General features: G+C 73.0%; 16 protein-coding genes. 10 read left to right on the top strand and 6 right to left on the bottom strand.

The genetic code is table 11. From position 1 onward, the window contains the following. The first annotated feature begins 192 nt into the window (after positions 1-192). From ACSHWO_RS11265 to ACSHWO_RS11285, 5 genes are all read left to right on the top strand, one after another. Positions 193-1,131 (top strand): cellulose-binding protein, encoded by a 939-nt coding sequence (locus tag ACSHWO_RS11265; protein ID WP_361088853.1) that lies wholly within the window; start codon positions 193-195, stop codon positions 1,129-1,131. Between the two features lie 172 nt (positions 1,132-1,303). Further along, the gene (locus tag ACSHWO_RS11270) at positions 1,304-2,329 is read left to right on the top strand and encodes an ABC transporter ATP-binding protein (protein WP_361088855.1); all 1,026 of its coding nucleotides are present in this window, start codon (positions 1,304-1,306) and stop codon (positions 2,327-2,329) included. Between the two features lies 1 nt (position 2,330). Continuing rightward, positions 2,331-3,107, top strand: coding sequence for an ABC transporter permease subunit (locus ACSHWO_RS11275; protein WP_404233815.1), 777 nt, complete (start codon positions 2,331-2,333; stop codon positions 3,105-3,107). A gap of 203 nt (positions 3,108-3,310) precedes the next feature. Beyond that, positions 3,311-4,438 carry an ABC transporter ATP-binding protein gene (locus ACSHWO_RS11280; RefSeq protein WP_404233817.1) on the top strand — a complete coding sequence of 376 codons (1,128 nt, stop codon included), beginning with the start codon at positions 3,311-3,313 and terminating at the stop codon, positions 4,436-4,438. After that, positions 4,435-5,280 carry an ABC transporter permease gene (locus tag ACSHWO_RS11285; protein ID WP_438311557.1) on the top strand — a complete coding sequence of 282 codons (846 nt, stop codon included), beginning with the start codon at positions 4,435-4,437 and terminating at the stop codon, positions 5,278-5,280. Before ACSHWO_RS11280 ends, ACSHWO_RS11285 begins: the two co-directional genes overlap by 4 nt. 31 nt (positions 5,281-5,311) lie before the next feature. Here ACSHWO_RS11285 and ACSHWO_RS11290 read toward each other — a convergent pair whose 3' ends face one another. Beyond that, a complete protein-coding gene (locus ACSHWO_RS11290) occupies positions 5,312-5,659 on the bottom strand; it encodes an ATP/GTP-binding protein (protein ID WP_438311559.1) in 348 nt (115 codons plus the stop codon). Positions 5,660-5,912: 253 nt separating this feature from the next. Here ACSHWO_RS11290 and ACSHWO_RS11295 point away from each other — a divergent pair, with 253 nt between their 5' ends. Next, complete coding sequence (locus ACSHWO_RS11295) at positions 5,913-6,932, top strand: LLM class flavin-dependent oxidoreductase (protein WP_438311561.1); 1,020 nt, start codon at positions 5,913-5,915, stop codon at positions 6,930-6,932. Positions 6,933-7,101: 169 nt separating this feature from the next. Here the strand turns inward: ACSHWO_RS11295 and ACSHWO_RS11300 are convergent, their stop codons facing one another. Further along, positions 7,102-7,494: an SCO5389 family protein gene (locus tag ACSHWO_RS11300; RefSeq protein WP_179173238.1), complete on the bottom strand. Its 393-nt coding sequence runs from the start codon at positions 7,492-7,494 to the stop codon at positions 7,102-7,104. Positions 7,495-7,714: 220 nt separating this feature from the next. Between ACSHWO_RS11300 and nucS the strand changes: the two genes are divergently transcribed. Next, entirely contained in the window at positions 7,715-8,386 is a 672-nt protein-coding gene (gene nucS / locus ACSHWO_RS11305; protein WP_438311564.1) for an endonuclease NucS, read from the top strand. A gap of 29 nt (positions 8,387-8,415) precedes the next feature. Here nucS and ACSHWO_RS11310 read toward each other — a convergent pair whose 3' ends face one another. From ACSHWO_RS11310 to ACSHWO_RS11320, 3 genes are all read right to left on the bottom strand, one after another. Then, positions 8,416-11,058, bottom strand: a complete 2,643-nt coding sequence (locus ACSHWO_RS11310) for an ATP-binding protein (protein WP_438311566.1) — start codon at positions 11,056-11,058, stop codon at positions 8,416-8,418. 186 nt (positions 11,059-11,244) lie between these two features. Then, positions 11,245-11,568, bottom strand: coding sequence for an STAS domain-containing protein (locus ACSHWO_RS11315; protein WP_361088871.1), 324 nt, complete (start codon positions 11,566-11,568; stop codon positions 11,245-11,247). Between the two features lie 193 nt (positions 11,569-11,761). Beyond that, entirely contained in the window at positions 11,762-12,610 is an 849-nt protein-coding gene (locus ACSHWO_RS11320; RefSeq protein ID WP_438311568.1) for a 3-hydroxyacyl-CoA dehydrogenase family protein, read from the bottom strand. Between the two features lie 196 nt (positions 12,611-12,806). Between ACSHWO_RS11320 and ACSHWO_RS11325 the strand changes: the two genes are divergently transcribed. Continuing rightward, positions 12,807-13,382, top strand: coding sequence for a cob(I)yrinic acid a,c-diamide adenosyltransferase (locus tag ACSHWO_RS11325; protein WP_361088875.1), 576 nt, complete (start codon positions 12,807-12,809; stop codon positions 13,380-13,382). Here ACSHWO_RS11325 and ACSHWO_RS11330 read toward each other — a convergent pair. Continuing rightward, positions 13,379-13,954: a hypothetical protein gene (locus ACSHWO_RS11330; RefSeq protein ID WP_438311570.1), complete on the bottom strand. Its 576-nt coding sequence runs from the start codon at positions 13,952-13,954 to the stop codon at positions 13,379-13,381. The genes ACSHWO_RS11325 and ACSHWO_RS11330 overlap by 4 nt on opposite strands. A 252-nt stretch (positions 13,955-14,206) precedes the next feature. Between ACSHWO_RS11330 and ACSHWO_RS11335 the strand changes: the two genes are divergently transcribed. Continuing rightward, the gene (locus ACSHWO_RS11335) at positions 14,207-15,382 is read left to right on the top strand and encodes a sensor histidine kinase (protein WP_438319049.1); all 1,176 of its coding nucleotides are present in this window, start codon (positions 14,207-14,209) and stop codon (positions 15,380-15,382) included. Beyond that, positions 15,379-16,032, top strand: coding sequence for a response regulator (locus ACSHWO_RS11340; protein ID WP_385830576.1), 654 nt, complete (start codon positions 15,379-15,381; stop codon positions 16,030-16,032). The genes ACSHWO_RS11335 and ACSHWO_RS11340 overlap by 4 nt, the downstream gene beginning before the upstream one ends. Positions 16,033-16,155 lie beyond the last annotated feature (123 nt).

Below are 16,155 nucleotides of genomic sequence, written 5' to 3' on the forward strand. Positions count from 1 at the left end.
ACGGAGACGGATGATGTGCACCTGATGAAGGTTCAGGCGAACGAGTGACAAGCATTCTGCCGCCTTGCCACTCAAAAGGGGTGTCATTGTCCAGATCAAACTGGGATTGACTCGATGACACGCCGCTCGGGCGCCTAGGATTCCCCTTAACACCTCACGTAGCACCTCATCGGTCTCATCGACAGGAACCCCATGAGCGACACATCCTCCCCCTTCGGCTTCGAGCTCGTGCGGCGTGGTTATGACCGCGGTCAGGTGGACGACCGCATCACCAAGCTGGTCTCCGACCGCGACAGCGCCCTTGGACGAATCAGTGCCCTGGAGAAGCGGATCGAGGAGCTGCACCTCGAAACGCAGAACGCCCAGGCCCAGGTGAGCGAGGCGGAGCCCTCGTACGCGGGGCTCGGCGCCCGGGTCGAGAAGATCCTGCGGCTGGCGGAGGAGGAGGCCAAGGACCTGCGTGAGGAGGCCCGGCGCGCGGCCGAGCAGCACCGTGAGCTGGCCGAGTCGGCGGCCCAGCAGGTGCGCAACGACGCCGAGTCGTTCGCGGCCGACCGCAAGGCGAAGGCGGAGGACGAGGGCGTCCGCATCGTCGAGAAGGCGAAGGGGGACGCGGCGACCCTGCGCGCCGAGGCCCAGAAGGACGCGGCCTCCAAGCGCGAGGAGGCCGACGCGCTGTTCGAGGAGACCCGCGCCAAGGCCGCCCAGGCCGCCGCCGACTTCGAGACCAACCTGGCCAAGCGCCGCGAGCAGTCCGAGCGCGACCTGGCCTCGCGTCAGGCCAAGGCGGAGAAGCGCCTCGCGGAGATCGAGCACCGGGCCGAGCAGCTGCGCCTGGAGGCCGAGAAGCTGCGCACGGACGCCGAGCGCCGGGCCCGCCAGACGGTGGAGACCGCGCAGCGCCAGGCCGAGGACATCGTGGCCGACGCCAACGCCAAGGCGGACCGCATCCGCAGCGAGTCGGAGCGCGAGCTGGCTGCGCTCACCAACCGCCGCGACTCGATCAACGCCCAGCTGACCAACGTCCGCGAGATGCTGGCGACGCTGACCGGTGCGGCCGTTGCCGCCGCCGGCTCCCCGATGGACGACGAGCCGGTCTCCCGCGGCGTCCCGGCGCAGCAGACCCGCTGAGGACGCCCCCGCTCGTACGGCCCTGCGCCTCGGGGCCGGTCCTACCGCACCGCTCCTGCGTACGGGCGATTGACACGCCGTCTACTCGCCAGTAGCGAAACGTCATGCAAGAGGGCCCCTTGTCACCCCTTCGAGGTGGCGTGGGGCCCTCTTGCGTTCTAGCGTGAGCGGCATGATCGAGCTTGAGGCCCTCACCAAACGATTCGGCGCGAAAACCGCCGTCGACCACCTCAGCTTCCAGGTCACACCGGGGGTGGTGACCGGCTTCCTCGGCCCCAACGGGGCGGGCAAGTCGACCACCATGCGCATGATGCTCGACCTCGACAACCCGACGAGCGGGACGGTCAGGATCAATGGCAAGCACTACCGGGACCTGTCGGAGCCACTGAAGCACATCGGTGCGCTGTTGGACGCGAAGGCCATGCACGGCGGCCGCAGCGCGTACAACAACCTGCTCTGCCTGGCGGAGTCGAACCGGATCCCGAAGAGCCGCGTCGGCGAGGTCCTGGACCTCGTCGGACTGACGCCCGTGGCGAAGAAGAAGTCGAAAGGGTTTTCGCTCGGAATGGGCCAGCGGCTGGGAATCGCCGCCGCCCTGCTCGGCGACCCGGAAATCCTGATGTTCGACGAGCCCGTCAACGGCCTGGACCCGGAGGGAATTCTCTGGATCCGGAATCTGATGAAGGGGCTCGCCGCGGAGGGTAGGACGATCTTCGTCTCCTCCCACCTCATGAGCGAAATGTCGCTGACGGCGGACCATTTGATCGTCATCGGCCAGGGCAGGCTGCTGGCCGATATGTCGATGGCCGATTTCATTCACCGGAACTCCCGCAGCTTCGTCCGGCTGCGCTCGCCGCAGCAGGAGCAACTCAAGGACGTCCTGCACCAGGCCGGGATCGGGGCGGTCGCCGTCCCGGACTCCGGTGGGCTGGAGGTCGACGGGGTGCCCGCCGAGCAGCTCGGCGAACTGGCCGCCCAGCACGGCATCGTGCTGCACGAACTCAGCCCGCAGCGGGCTTCACTGGAGGAAGCGTTCATGCGCATGACGGCGGACTCGGTCGAGTACCACGCCCATGCCCCGGGCACCCCGGGGGCGGCACTGCCGGGCCCCGGCGCCGCCGCCGACAACCGGGTCCCCGCGGCCGACGCCCCCGCGTGGGGCGCCGGCTACGAGGCCGACCGCAAGGGCGGGCGGTGACATGTCCTTCCCCGCAGTCCTCCAGTCCGAGTGGACCAAGATCCGTACCGTCGCCTCGACCATCTGGACCCTGGCGTCCGCACTCGTGGTCACGGTCGGCATGAGCGCCCTGCTCTGCATGTTCCTCAACTCCACGTTCGAGGACATGCCGAAGGAGCAGCAGCTCACCTTCGACCCGACCATGGCCAGCTTCGCGGGCATGACCCTCGGCCAAGCCGCGGTCATCGTCTTCGGCGTCCTGGTCGTCGGCACCGAGTACAGCACCGGCATGATCCGGACCTCCCTCGCCGCCGTGCCGCGCCGCGGCAGCTTCCTGATCGGCAAGCTCACCGCGGCCACCGCCCTCGCCCTCGTCGTGGGCCTGCTCACCAGCTTCGTGTCCTTCTTCGTCGGACAGGCCCTGCTGGGCGAGCACAGCATCGCCCTCGGCGAGCCGAACGTGCTGCGCGCCGTGGTCGGCGCCGGGCTCTACATGGCCGTGCTCGCCCTGTTCTCCATGGGCATGACCATGATCCTGCGCAGCTCGATGCTGGCCCTCGGCGTCCTGCTGCCCTTCTTCTTCCTCGTGTCGCCGATCCTGAGCTCCGTCGAGGCCACGCAGAAGGTCGCCGACTACTTCCCGAACGTGGCCGGCGGCGCGATCATGCAGACGGTCCAGACCGCCCTGGACGGCAAGGAGCCGCCGTACGGCCCGTGGGGCGGCTTCGCGATCATGGTCGCGTGGGCGGTCGCCGCGGTCGTCGGGGGCTTCCTCGTGCTGAAGAACCGCGACGCCTGACGTCGCCGCGTTGTGGGGTCCGTCTCAGGACGGACCCCGCCTCGGGGTCCGTCTCAGGGGGGACGCCCCCCGTACTACGGGTCTTCCCGGGGTCGGGGTCAGGGACAGCTCAGGGATCGGCCAGGGGTGGAACCGCACGCTCCTCGATATCCTCTTAACCCGTAACTCGGACGAAAGCCGTCCACCGGGCAAGGGGCAGAGGAATGATCGAGGCAGTCGGGCTCACCAAGCGCTTCGGCGCCAAGACCGCGGTCGATCAGCTGTCCTTCCAGGTCAAGCCGGGTCACGTGACCGGATTCCTGGGCCCCAACGGCTCCGGCAAGTCCACCACCATGCGCATGATCCTCGGCCTGGACCGGCCCACCTCCGGCCACGTCACGATCAACGGCCACCCCTTCCGCGAGCTGCCGAACGCCCAGCGCCACGTCGGGGCACTGCTCGACGCCAAGGCCGTGCACGGCGGCCGCCGGGCCCGCACCCACCTGCTCTCCATGGCCCAGCTGTCCGGCATCCCGGAGCGACGGGTGGACGAGGTGCTGGCCGTGGTCGGCCTCCAGGACGTGGCCCGCCAGCGCACGAAGGGCTTCTCGCTCGGCATGGGCCAGCGGCTCGGCATCGCCACCGCCCTGCTCGGCGACCCCCAGGTGCTCCTCTTCGACGAGCCGGTCAACGGGCTCGACCCCGAGGGCATCCTCTGGGTGCGCAACCTCATGCGCCGGCTCGCCGCCGAGGGGCGCACCGTCTTCGTCTCCTCGCACCTGATGAGCGAGATGGCCCTGACCGCCGACCACCTCATCGTGATCGGCCGCGGCCGGCTCCTGGCCGACATGGGCACCCAGGAATTCATCGCGCACAACTCGGCCGGATTCGCGCGGGTCCGCGCGGCCGGCCCCGACCGGGATGGCCGGAACGCACTGGCAGCGGCCCTGACCAGGGCGGGCGGCCGGGTGCTCCAGGAGCCCGACGGGGCACTGCGGGTCACCGGGCTGGAGCTGCCGCGGATCTCCGACCTCGCACACGAGGCCGGCGTACGGCTGTGGGAGCTGTCCCCGCACCGGGCCTCCCTGGAGGAGGCGTACATGCGGCTGACGCAGTCCACCGTCGAGTACACCTCCACCGAGGACCCGCGGGCGGAGCTGTGGGAGGCGGACCCGCTGGCCCTGCCCGTCTGGGAGGACGAACCCGCGGCGCCCGAGGTCCCGCAGGACGGTTTCTTCGCTCCCCCGCCGCCCGGCGCGGACGGCAAGCCCTTCCTGATGCCCGCCAGCCCCGGCGAACTCGCCGGCGCCGCCAAGAACGCCCCCACGGACACGCGCAAGGACACCCGATGACCGGCCCCACGTCGACAGCGGACCAGCCGAAGGAACAGTCGGAGGGCTACGTCTCGCCGCTGCCCGCGCCCCGCCCGCACCTGGGCCACGCGATGGCTTCGGAGTGGACGAAGCTGGTCTCGGTGCGCGCCACCCTGTTCACGCTCGGCTCGCTCGTCCTGCTCGTCGTCGGCATCGGGCTGCTCGCCATCATCGAGCTCCGCAACACCGGCGACACGCTCACCCCGCCGACCGCGCCCGCCCTCTTCGGGCTGCTGATCGGCCAGGTCGCCGTGATGGCACTCGGCGTGCTGACGATCACCTCCGAGTACGGGACCGGGCTGATCCGCACGACCTTCACCGCCGCGCCCGGCCGGGCCCGCGTGCTCACCGCGAAGTACCTCGTCTTCGCCGGGGTGGCCTTCGGCGCCGTCGCCGGCTCCGTCGCGGTCGTCGGGATCGCCTCCCTGATCCTGCGCAACGACGTCGCCGGACGGCACGGCGCCGGGGAGTGGCTCCACGCCCTGGCCGGCTGCGCGTACGTCACCCTCCTCGGGGTGCTCGGCCTCGCCGTCGGGGCGGTGCTGAAGCACTCCGCCGGCGCCATCGCCGTGATGCTGGGGCTGATCACCGTCCCGCCGGTGGCCGGGGGGATGCTCACCACCTGGGAGGGCCTGGCCCCGCTCGGCCGCACCATCCTGGAGTACAACGCCCCGGTCGCGCTGATGCAGCTGTTCGGGATACCGAACGAGGTCGAGGGCGCGCGGCTCCCGAGCGACCTGTCCCACGTCCTGCTGATCGTGCTGGTGACGGGCGCCGCGGTGGCCGGCTCGTACCTGCTCGTCGACCGCCGCGACGTGTAGGCCCGCTCACACCCGCCGGCAGTGCGGGGGGCTAGTACCTGGGGGCGTTCCTGGACCGCTGCACCCGTGTGGTGCGGCGGTCCTTCGCGTTCCAGCACGCCTTGTGCCAGTGCCTGCGGTCGTCCACGCCGCCGTACTCCGGCCAGGCCACCAGGTGCGGGGTGCCGGAGGGGATCTCCTGGTCGCAGCCCGGGCAGCGGTAGCGCTTGCCCGCCGCGCTCGCGCCCGCGACGTGCCGGACCTTCCACTCCTCACCGAGGTACTCCTCGGTGCGCTCCAGCCCGAACCGGTCGACTCCCGCCGGACCGGGGCCGGGGCCCTCCGCCGCACGGTCGGCTGACTTCCCGCCGCCCTTGGGGCGGTTGTGGCGCGGTGACACGTATACCTCACGAAGGAGCGGACGGCAGTGACTTTCTCCCAGACTACGCGCAGCGGGGGCGCCTCCACGCAGGGTGGCGGAGAGAGGCCGGAGAGGGACCGGGAACGGTCCGCCGCTGCGCGGGAGACTGGCCTGACTATCCCAATAACTTTCCTGTCAGGCCGTGCCTTTGGCACGTGTCAGACGTTGTTGCCATCAGAAGCACCGGTCGCACCTGGGGGAGGCCGCGTCAGCCAACGAGGAGGCTAAGGCGATGCGCGTAGGAGCGTTTGTAGTGGCGGCCCAGTTCCCGGGCCAGGGTCAGGGGGAGACGCTGCACCGGGCGGTGCGCACGGCGGAGGTGTCGGAGGAGGCCGGGCTCGACGCGGTCTGGCTCGCCGAGCACCACTTCGTGCCGTACGGGGTGTGCCCCTCGGCGGTGACCCTGGCGGCCCTGCTGCTGGGCCGGACGAGGCGACTGCGGGTGGGCACGGCGGTCAGCGTGCTGCCGAACACGCACCCGGTGGCCCTCGGCGAGCAGGCCGCGCTGCTGCACCTCACCTCGGGCGGCCGGTTCACCCTCGGGGTGGGCCGGGGCGGCCCCTGGGTGGACCTGGAGGTCTTCGGCGCCGGTCTGCGCGCGCACGAGCACGGCTTCCCCGAGGACCTGGACCTGCTCCGGCGCTGGCTGTCCGAGCCGCGGGTGTCCGCCGTCGGCGAGCGGCACGTCTTCCGCGAGGTGTCCGTCGTACCGCGTCCGGCGGAGGCGCTGGACGGCGACGGATCAGGGCCGGAAGTGATCGTCGCCTGCACCTCCCCCGCGTCGGTCCGGCTGGCCGCGGAGCGGGGACTGCCGATGCTGCTGGGGATGCACTGCGGGGACGAGGACAAGGCGGAGATGGTCGCGCTCTACCGCCGTACGGCCGCCGCGGCCGGACACGACCCGCACGCCCCGCACGTGTCGGCGGGCGTGTGCCAGCTCGCGGACCGCACCGCGGACGCGCGCGAAACCCTGCTGAAGGCGATGCCGGGCTGGCTGAAGCAGGGGCTGGAGGCGCACGTGACGGTGGACGGCCGGGCGCGCGCGATGCGGGATCCCGTCGCCTACACCGAGCTGCTCTGCGACCTGCATCCGGTGGGCACCCCGCGGCGGGCCGCGGACCGGCTGGCCGCGACGGCCGAGCGGACCGGCATCACGCGGTTCGCCCTGCTGACGGAGGGCTCCGGCGACCTCGCCGCGACCGAGGAGAACGTCCGGCGCCTGGGTGCCGAGGTGCTGCCCCGCCTCGTCTGAGGCCTCCCGGCCAGGGCCCGCCCGGCGCGGGTCCTGGCTCCGGCCTGCCCCTGCCCCGCCCCCTTGCCTGGGCTGCCGCTCCGGTATCCGTGGCACCTCCCCCGATACGGAGCGGCAGCGAGAGTACGGTCGTGCGGGTCGGGCCGGGGCCTGTGGTGCCGTCCGCGGGCTAGCAGTCCCGGAGCTCCGGCGACTGGTTGAGCAGCTGCGCACGGACCGACGTGAACCGGGCGAGCCGGTCGTCCGCGGACGCGTCCAGGGGGAACACCGCGACCCGGTGGCAGTTCTGGAAGGCCAGGCGCACCCCGAAGTGCCGCTGCAGCGCACCCCGTATCGCGTCACTCGCGAGCGCGCGCAGCAGCTGCCCGCGCGCGTGCTCGTCGGGCGGCGGCGTCTGGTTGTCGGCGAAGTCCCCGCCGTCCACCTCCAGCTGAGCCACGAGTGAGCTGATCATCTCCCAAGCGAAGGGCAGGGAGGTCCGGACGCAGTCGACGAAGGCGGCTTCGTCGACCTCGCCTCGCTCGGCCTGTTCGAGTAGGGCCGGTGAGACGTCGAGCGACATGGGTTCTCCTCTCGCGACCCCGACCCTCTGGGTAGCCGGAGTCTTACGGGCAGGGAAGGAGATCGGCGACGCAGCGTGCACGCTCGACGACCTCCCGCTTCCACGGTAGGCGCCCGCTGGGTGCCGCACCAGGAGAATGCGCATACAACGCGCCATCGGCGAACGGGGCTTTCGGGGGCGAATCGCGTGGAGGCGGGTCGGTCGAGTAGCGTTGCCGACCATGCGTCTCGTCATTGCCCGCTGCTCCGTCGACTACGCGGGCCGGCTCACCGCCCATCTGCCCTCGGCACCCCGTCTGATCCTCGTGAAGGCTGACGGCAGTGTCTCCATCCACGCGGACGACCGGGCGTACAAACCGCTCAACTGGATGTCGCCCCCATGCACCCTCAAGGAGGGGAGCGGGGACGAGGCCGGCGTCTGGACCGTGGTCAACAAGGCGGGCGAGAAGCTCATCATCACCATGGAGGAAGTCCTCCACGACTCCTCCCACGAGCTGGGCGTCGACCCCGGCCTCATCAAGGACGGCGTCGAGGCGCACCTCCAGGAGCTGCTGGCCGACCGCATCGAAACGCTGGGCGAGGGCTACAGCCTGATCCGCCGCGAGTACATGACGGCGATCGGCCCGGTCGACATCCTGTGCCGCGACGCCGACGGGGCGACGGTGGCGGTCGAGATCAAGCGCCGCGGTGAGATCGACGGCGTCGAGCAGCTGACCCGCTACCTGGAGCTGCTCAACCGCGATCCGCACCTGGCCCCGGTCCGGGGTGTGTTCGCGGCCCAGGAGATCAAGCCGCAGGCGCGCGTGCTGGCCACGGACCGCGGCATGGAGTGCGTGGTGCTGGACTACGACGCCCTGCGCGGCATCGAGGACGACAAGCTCCGGCTGTTCTAGTCGGCTCCCGCCGGGCGGCCCGGTGGCCGTCAGCGCGTGGCCGGCCCCGTTCCGGCCGGGCCGGGTCCGGCCGTGGCCGGCCCCGTCGCGGCGGTCGGGCTGACCGTCGGGGTCGGGGCCGCCGACTGCGAGGGGGACGGCGTGACGCTCGGGCTCGGCGCCTGGGACGTGCCCGTGGGCTTCGGCGACGAGGGCGCCTGCTGCGAGGGCACCGCCGAGGAGGGTCGGCGCGAGGGAGTGACGGAACCCGATGCGGTCGGGGCCGCGCTCTGGCCCGGCCGGGCGGGCCCGGACGCTGCCGCGTCCGGGGCCGAGGAGCCCGGCTCCGGCGCAGAATCGTTCCCTCCCGTGCCCGTCGTACCCGTCGTGCCCGGCTCCGCGGGCGCGGGGGTCGACTGGGTCACCGGGTCGCTGCCCGGCTCCTGCTCATCGGACGGGGTCATGGCCAGACCCACCACCGTGCCCAGCACCACGGCGGCCAGGACTCCGGCCGCCGCGAGCAGCACCGGCTTGCGGCGCTGCCGGGCCGGGCGCGCCACGGGGCGCGGCGGTATGAGCGGCGGCGGGACCGGGCGCGTCGGCGCGGTCGGCTTCGGGTCGAGGGGGAAGGCCTCCGCGTACACCTCCGACAGGCTGTTCGGCGCCACGGACCTGCGGATCACCGGCACCGCGGTGGTCGCGGCCCCGGTCGCGGGCAGGGCGGCGGTGGCGGCCTCCGGCGCGGGCAGCACCGCGGTCTCCGCCTCCGACGCCGGCGGCACCGCACCGGGCCGGGGGGCGGACGGGGAACCGGCCGGGGACCCCGACCGGGCTGCGGCGGCCGGACCCGAAGGCCTGGCCGGGACCGCGGAGGCAGCCGCGGATGCCGACAGGGACGGGAACGGGGACGGCGACGCCGCCGGCGCGGCCGGCCGCGTGGGCGCGGGCGTCGGCCGTTCGGGACCCGCCGGCGCGGGCGCCGGCCGTGCTCCGGGCGCCGGCAGACCGGCGGTGGGCGCGTCGGCCGGGGCCGCCAGCCGCAGCGGCGGCGACACGGCCACGTCCGCCGCCTCGCGGTCGGTGACCAGGGCCAGCGCCCGCCGGCCCGCGACGGTGCCGCGCTTGTCCGCGAGGGCGCCCTTCAGTCCGATCGAGGCCTCCAGCTCGGCCCGCGCCCGGTCCAGCCGCCCCTCGCACAGGGCGAGCACGCCCAGCTCGTGGTGGAAGTACGCCTGCTCGGCAACCTCCCCCGCCTTCCGTGCGGCCTCGGCGCCCGCGCGCAGCACCCGCTCCCAGGCCTCCCAGTGCCGCGACGCGGCGAACGCGGGCGCCGCGCTGCGGGCCAGCAGGACGGCGGCCACCACGTCGGCGCCGCCCAGGGCCGCCAGCACCGCGTCCGCCTCGGCCGCGACCCGCGCCGGGGTCACCGTGGAGTGCCCGGTCCACCAGGCGTAGTGCCGGGCCGCCGTACGGGCCTCCTCCGCGGCGGTGTCCCCGTACCCGGCCTCCTCCAGCTGCCGGGCGACCCCGGCGGCCAGCCGGTACCGCGGCCCGACCGGGGTGATCAGGCCGCTGGCCAGCAGTTCGGCGACGGCCGCGTCGGCGTGGGTGTCCCCCACCAGCGCCGGCAGGTGGGCGTGGTGCGGGAGTTCCCCGCCGAGCGCGCAGGCGATGCGCAGGGCGGCCCGGGCGGACTCGCTGGCCCGGGAGGCGAGCAGCGCGGCCGGGGCCACGCCCTCGGCGAGCGTCGGCAGCGGCACGGGGCCGGCGTCGCGGGGCCGCTCCTCGAAGACGCCGGGCTCCTCGTCCTCGTCCCCGGCCCGGCCCCTGTTGAGCTCGTCGCGGCGGCGCAGCAGGGCGGCGGCCTGGACGAAGCGCAGCGGCAGGCCCTCGGAGACGAAGCGCAGGTCCTCCGCCCAGGCGGCCTCGGCCTCGGTGAGCGGCCGGCCGACGCCCGCTTCGAGCAGCCCGAGGCAGTCGGCGCGGTTCAGGCCGCCGAGGAAGACCTCTTCCAGGTGCAGTTCGTCGGCGGGGGCGGTGTCGGGGGCGGCGGCGAGCAGGTAGGCGCACTCGGGGGTGGCCCGCAGCAGCTCGTCCAGGGCGCTGCCGCCCATCTCCAGGTCGTCGAGGAGCACGATGGCCCCGATGTCCCGTACGCGGGCGAGGAGTTCGTCCCGCTCGGGCCGCTCCTCGGAGGCCCGGTACACGGTCGCGTGGAGGGCGTGGAGCAGTTCGCCCGGCTGCTGGTGCCCGTACCCGGAGAGCCGGACGACGCCGTCGGGGGCCAGCCCGGCGCAGTCGTCGGCGACGGCGTCGAGCAGGGCGGTGCGTCCGGAGCCGGCCGGTCCGGTGAGCCGTACGGAGCGGCCGCGGCCCAGCAGCCGTACGAGGCGCTCCCGTTCCTCCCCGCGCGCGAGGAGCGGCGCGGGGTCGGCGGCACGGCCGGGCAGCACCGGCGGGCGCCCGGCGGCGTCCTGCTCGCGGCGGTCGGCCGCGTCGCGGCGGGCGGGGCGGCCGGCTGCGGTGCCGGGCCGACGGGGCTGGATCTCGCTGCCGTCGACGGGGTTGACGGTGAGGGTGTACTCGCCCGCGGTGAGGGTGGTGATCCGGGCCACGGGGGTGGACGCCGTCTGCGGTCCGGAGCCCGCCGCGGCGCACTCCACCGGTTCGGCCTGCCCCTGCGTGCGGTCCATGACCAAGTCCCCCGATCGCGCCCTGTGCTCTTGCCGTACTGCCGCCGGCCTTCGCACATTCCGCTGTTGCTACGGGGCCGGTGTCCGATCGACCCTAGACGGTGCTCGGCGGTACACGGAACCGCAGGGGTGCCTTATCCGCCGGACCGTTACGTTTCCGCAGGAGGAAACGGCCGGCGGGGACCGTCAGACCCTCGGCAGGGATTCCGCTTCCAGGCCGCCCTCGATGGCGAGGATCCGGTGCAGGCGGGTGGCGACGAGCAGCCGCTGCATCTGCGGAGGCACGCCGCGCAGCACGAGCCGACGGCCCGTGCGGCCGGCCCGCCGGTGGGCCCCCATGATCACGCCGAGGCCGGTCGCGTCCCAGGAGTCGAGTCCGGTGAGGTCGAGGACGAGGTCGCCGCGGCCGTCGTCGAGGGCGGTGTGCAGGGCCGCACGGGCGTCCGCCGCGCTGCGCACGTCGAGGCGGCCCCCGACAGCGAGTTCGGCGTGGTCGCCCCTGATGTGCATATGCGCTCCCGGCAGTCCTTGCGTACGTATGGTCCGGCTGGTCCGTGGTCGGCAACTCTCACTGGAACTGACTGCCGCATGGGCGGTGAAGTTGCCGACCGTGAGCGAACCGATACCTAAATCACTCGCGAGGCGGAGTGTTCGAACTGGTGCTCAGTGGCGCCCGGTCCCGGAGGCGTCCCCGCCTCCGGGATCAGTGCTTGTAGAAGCCCTGTCCGGTCTTGCGGCCGAAGTCCCCGGCGTCCACCATGCGGCGCATCAGCTCCGGCGGCGCGAACTTCTCGTCCTGGGACTCGGTGTAGATGTTGCTGGTGGCGTGCAGCAGGATGTCGACGCCGGTCAGGTCGGCGGTGGCCAGCGGGCCCATCGCGTGACCGAAGCCGAGCTTGCAGGCGATGTCGATGTCCTCGGCGGACGCGACGCCCGATTCGTACAGCTTCGCGGCCTCGACGACCAGGGCCGAGATCAGACGGGTCGTCACGAAGCCGGCCACGTCGCGGTTGACGACGATGCAGGTCTTGCCCACGGACTCGGCGAACGCGCGGGTGGTGGCGAGGGTCTCGTCACTGGTCTTGTAGCCGCGGACCAGCTCGCACAGCTGCATCATCGGGACGGGCGAGAAGAAGTGCGCGCCGACGACCCGCTCCGGACGCTCCGTCACCGCAGCGATCTTGGTGATCGGGATGGCGGAGGTGTTGGAGGCGAGGATCGTGTCCTCGCGGACGAGCTTGTCCAGCGTCCGGAAGATGTCGTGCTTGACGTCCAGCTTCTCGAAGACGGCCTCGACGACGATGTCGACGTCGGCGACCGCTTCGAGGTCCGTGGTCGTGGTGATGCGGGCGAGCGCGGCCTCGGCGTCCTCCGCCGTCATCCTGCCCTTGGAGACGAACTTGTCGTACGAGGCCTTTATGCCGTCGGTGCCGCGGGCCAGCGCCGCGTCGGTGACGTCACGCAGGACCACGTCCCACCCCGCCTGAGCGGAGACCTGAGCGATTCCGGAACCCATCAGCCCCGCACCGATGACGGCGAGCTTCCCAGCCACTGCACACCCCTCGTTCTTCAAACGGCCAGTCTCGTAGCCTCTCGGCCGGAGACTAGCGGGAGTCAGGGGCGGAGTGACCGCGAAGTAACACGCGTCACGTCTCAGATGACGGACATCACACCGGGACGGCCCACCGCTCCGCGTCCTCCACCGAGTTCGCTTTCCGCCCGCCCGCGGCGCTCATTACGCTGGCCGCATGGTGAACCTCACGCGCATCTACACCCGCACCGGCGACAAGGGCACGACGGCCCTCGGTGACATGAGCAGGACCGCCAAGACGGACCTGCGGATCTCCGCGTACGCCGACGCGAACGAGGCCAACGCGGCCCTCGGCACGGCGATCGCCCTCGGCGACCTCCCCGAGGACGTCGTGAAGGTCCTCGTCCGGGTGCAGAACGACCTGTTCGACGTCGGCGCGGACCTGTGCACCCCGGTCGTGGCAGACCCGGAGTACCCGCCGCTGCGCATCGAGCAGGCGTACGTGGACAAGCTGGAGGCGGACTGCGACCGCTTCAACGCCGAGCTGGAGAAGCTGCGCAGCTTCATCCTGCCCGGCGGCACCCCCGGGGCGGCGCTGCTGCACCAGGCGTGCACCGTGGTACGCCGCGCCGAGCGCTCCACCTGGGCGGCGCTGGAGGTGCACGGCGAGATCATGAACCCGCTGACCGCCACCTACCTCAACCGCCTCTCCGACCTCCTGTTCATCCTGGCCCGTACGGCCAACAAGGAGGTCGGGGACGTGCTGTGGGTGCCGGGCGGCGAGCGCGGCTAGCGCCCGTCCTTCACCAGCGGGGCGTCCGGCGCCCCGGCCCGCGCCGGGGCCCTGCGGGGCCAGATCGTGTACATGGCCGCCACGACCCCGTGGATGCCGACGGCCCGCAGCACGGCGAACTGACAGGCCACCAGCGCGGACGTGTCCGCCGCGCCGCCCGCGTACCAGATCGCGCCCTGCAGCAGGGCCGCGGCGACGGCGGCGCCGGCCAGCGTCCGCAGCCACAGCTTCCACTCGTGCACGGCGCGCTCCTTGCCGTACCCGGCGCCGGCGGGCTTCGGCCCGCCGGCGAAGCGGTACGCCGCGTGCCGGTCGAGCCACTTCACGGTGTAGTGGCCGTAGCCGACGGTGTACCCGATGTAGACGGCGGCCAGGCCGTGCCGCCAGCTCGGCTCGCCGCCGTTCCTCAGGTCCAGCGTGGTGGCGACCAGCAGCACCAGTTCCAGCAGCGGCTCACAGAGCAGCACCGCCGCCCCCAGCCGGGGCATCCGCGCGAGGTAGCGCAGCGCGAGTCCGCCGGCCAGCAGCAGCCAGAAGCCCACCTCGCAGGCGATGATCAGGGTGACGAGCACGGTTCTCCCCTTCCGGCCGGTGGTCCGGCGACGTCGGCGCCGACTGCTTGACGGCTGGATCCAGCCTCTCGTCCGTTCCGCGCCGATACGTCGTCGCCGGTGACGAAACGTGACTGCATCCTTCGGTGTAGTGGGACCGGCACCGATGTCCGCCCTGACGTCGAGGCCCGGCCCGGCCCCACCGTGTTGGATGGGACCGTGAACGACACCGCGCCCGCGACCGCCGCCGCGCCCCCCGGTGCACGCCGCCGGATCCCGCCTCCCCACCGCGACGACGTGATCATCGCGGTGGTCGGCGTACTGGGCGGCCTGCTGCTGTGGTCGCTCGGCGTCCGCAACACGGGCAGCCGGCAGTTCTTCCCGGACTGGGCGGCCCTCGTGCCCCTGCTCGTCATCGGGCCGACGGTGCTGCTGCGGCGCAGCGTCCACGCCGTCACCCTGCCCGTCGGCGTCGCGGCGACCGTCGCCGACCAGTTCACGGTCGGCAACCTGGCCACCGTCGTCCTCTTCACGGACCTGATGTACGCGGCCGTCGTGTACGGGAAACCGTCCACGGCCCGGCGGCTCCCGATCAGCACCGGCCTGGTCACCGTCGTCGTCACGCTCGTCTCCCTGGCCTTCCTGCCCGCCCCGCAGGCCCTGCTGATCGGGGTGCTCACGGGCATCGTCGGCTTCGGCCCGGCCCTCACGGGCGTTACGCTGCGCAACCACCGGGAGGCCGCGATCGCCGCCCGGCTGCGGGCCGAGCAGACCGCGCTGCTGGCCGAAATGGACCGCACGCAGGCCGTGGCCGCGGAGCGCGCCCGGATGGCCCGGGAGCTGCACGACATGGTGGCCAACCACCTGTCGGCGATCGCCATCCACTCCACCGCGGCGCTGTCGATCGACGCCCCGGCCACCAGCCGCGAGGCCCTCGGGGTGATCCGGGAGAACAGCGTGCAGGGGCTGGCCGAGATGCGCAGGCTGATCGGCCTGCTGCGGACCGCGGGCGCCGAGCAGGAGGCGGTCGCCACCCCCTCGCTGGACGGGCTCGACGCCCTCCTGGAGCAGGCCCGTGCCAACGGCGGGGCGAGCGGCCTGGCGTTCGCCCTGGACGACGCCCGGCAGCCGGACGGCGAACCGCTGCCGGCCCCGGTGGAACTGGCCGCGTACCGGATCGTCCAGGAATCGCTGACCAACGCCCTCAAGCACGCCGCGCCGGGCACGGTCCGGGTGCGCGTGGCCCGTTCCGACGCGGCCCTGACCGTGGAGGTCGAGTCCCCGTACGGTGAGCAGCCGGGCCCCCGCGCCCCCGGCTCGGGTGCGGGGCTGGTCGGCATGCGGGAGCGGACGGAACTGCTGGGCGGGGAGTTCACGGCGGGCCGGCAGGGCCCGGTCTGGCAGGTGCGGGCGGTGCTGCCCGCCGAGGAGAAGGCGGTGACGGCGTGACCATCCGGGTCGTGGTGGCGGAGGACCAGAGCGCGGTGCGGGCCGGGCTGGTGCTGATCCTGCGCAGCGCGGGGGACATCGAGGTCGTGGGCGAGGCGGCGGACGGCGAGGCGGCGGTGCGCCTGGCCCGGGAGCTGCGGCCGGACCTCGTGCTCATGGACGTGCAGATGCCGCGTCTCGACGGGGTGACGGCGACGGGCCGGGTGGTGGCCGAGGGCCTGGCGGACGTGCTGGTGCTGACCACGTTCGACCTCGACGAGTACGTGTTCGGGGCGCTGCGCGCGGGTGCGGCGGGCTTCCTGCTGAAGAACGTGGACGCCGCCGAGCTGATCGCGGGGGTGCGCACGGTGGCGCGTGGCGAGGGGCTGATCGCCCCGGCGGTGACCCGGCGGCTGATCGCCGAGTTCGCGGCCCCGCGGGCGGTGCGGCCCGCTCTGGCGCCGCAGACGGCCGAGGCGGTGGAGTCGCTGACGCGGCGGGAGCGGGAGGTGCTCGACTGCCTGGGCGAGGGGCTGTCGAACGCGGAGATCGCGGCGCGGCTGGAGATGGCGGAGGCGACGGTCAAGACGCACGTGAGCAGGCTGCTGGGGAAGTTGGGGCTGCGCAGCCGGGTGCAGGCGGCCGTACTGGCGCAGGAGTTGGGCCCGTGAGACGCCGCTCCGACCCCGAGTCCCGTGAGGTCTGGACCTCTTGACGCTTGGTCCAGACCTTTCTACGCTCGCGGCTACTGTGGTGAGCGTGCCCCGGCGGCGTGCTCACGGGCGGCGCAGGTC

The sequence above is a fragment of the Streptomyces pallidus (ex Mingjun et al. 2026) genome (assembly GCF_051550185.1).
Taxonomy (GTDB): Bacteria; Actinomycetota; Actinomycetes; order Streptomycetales; family Streptomycetaceae; genus Streptomyces.

Coding starts and splice junctions, on each gene's coding strand:
- ACSHWO_RS11265 (WP_361088853.1), top strand. CDS start 193: ATGAGCGACACATCCTCCCCCTTCGGCTTCGAGCTCGTGCGGCGTGGT.
- ACSHWO_RS11270 (WP_361088855.1), top strand. CDS start 1,304: ATGATCGAGCTTGAGGCCCTCACCAAACGATTCGGCGCGAAAACCGCC.
- ACSHWO_RS11275 (WP_404233815.1), top strand. CDS start 2,331: ATGTCCTTCCCCGCAGTCCTCCAGTCCGAGTGGACCAAGATCCGTACC.
- ACSHWO_RS11280 (WP_404233817.1), top strand. CDS start 3,311: ATGATCGAGGCAGTCGGGCTCACCAAGCGCTTCGGCGCCAAGACCGCG.
- ACSHWO_RS11285 (WP_438311557.1), top strand. CDS start 4,435: ATGACCGGCCCCACGTCGACAGCGGACCAGCCGAAGGAACAGTCGGAG.
- ACSHWO_RS11295 (WP_438311561.1), top strand. CDS start 5,913: ATGCGCGTAGGAGCGTTTGTAGTGGCGGCCCAGTTCCCGGGCCAGGGT.
- ACSHWO_RS11300 (WP_179173238.1), bottom strand. CDS start 7,494: ATGTCGCTCGACGTCTCACCGGCCCTACTCGAACAGGCCGAGCGAGGC.
- nucS (WP_438311564.1), top strand. CDS start 7,715: ATGCGTCTCGTCATTGCCCGCTGCTCCGTCGACTACGCGGGCCGGCTC.
- ACSHWO_RS11310 (WP_438311566.1), bottom strand. CDS start 11,058: ATGGACCGCACGCAGGGGCAGGCCGAACCGGTGGAGTGCGCCGCGGCG.
- ACSHWO_RS11315 (WP_361088871.1), bottom strand. CDS start 11,568: ATGCACATCAGGGGCGACCACGCCGAACTCGCTGTCGGGGGCCGCCTC.
- ACSHWO_RS11325 (WP_361088875.1), top strand. CDS start 12,807: ATGGTGAACCTCACGCGCATCTACACCCGCACCGGCGACAAGGGCACG.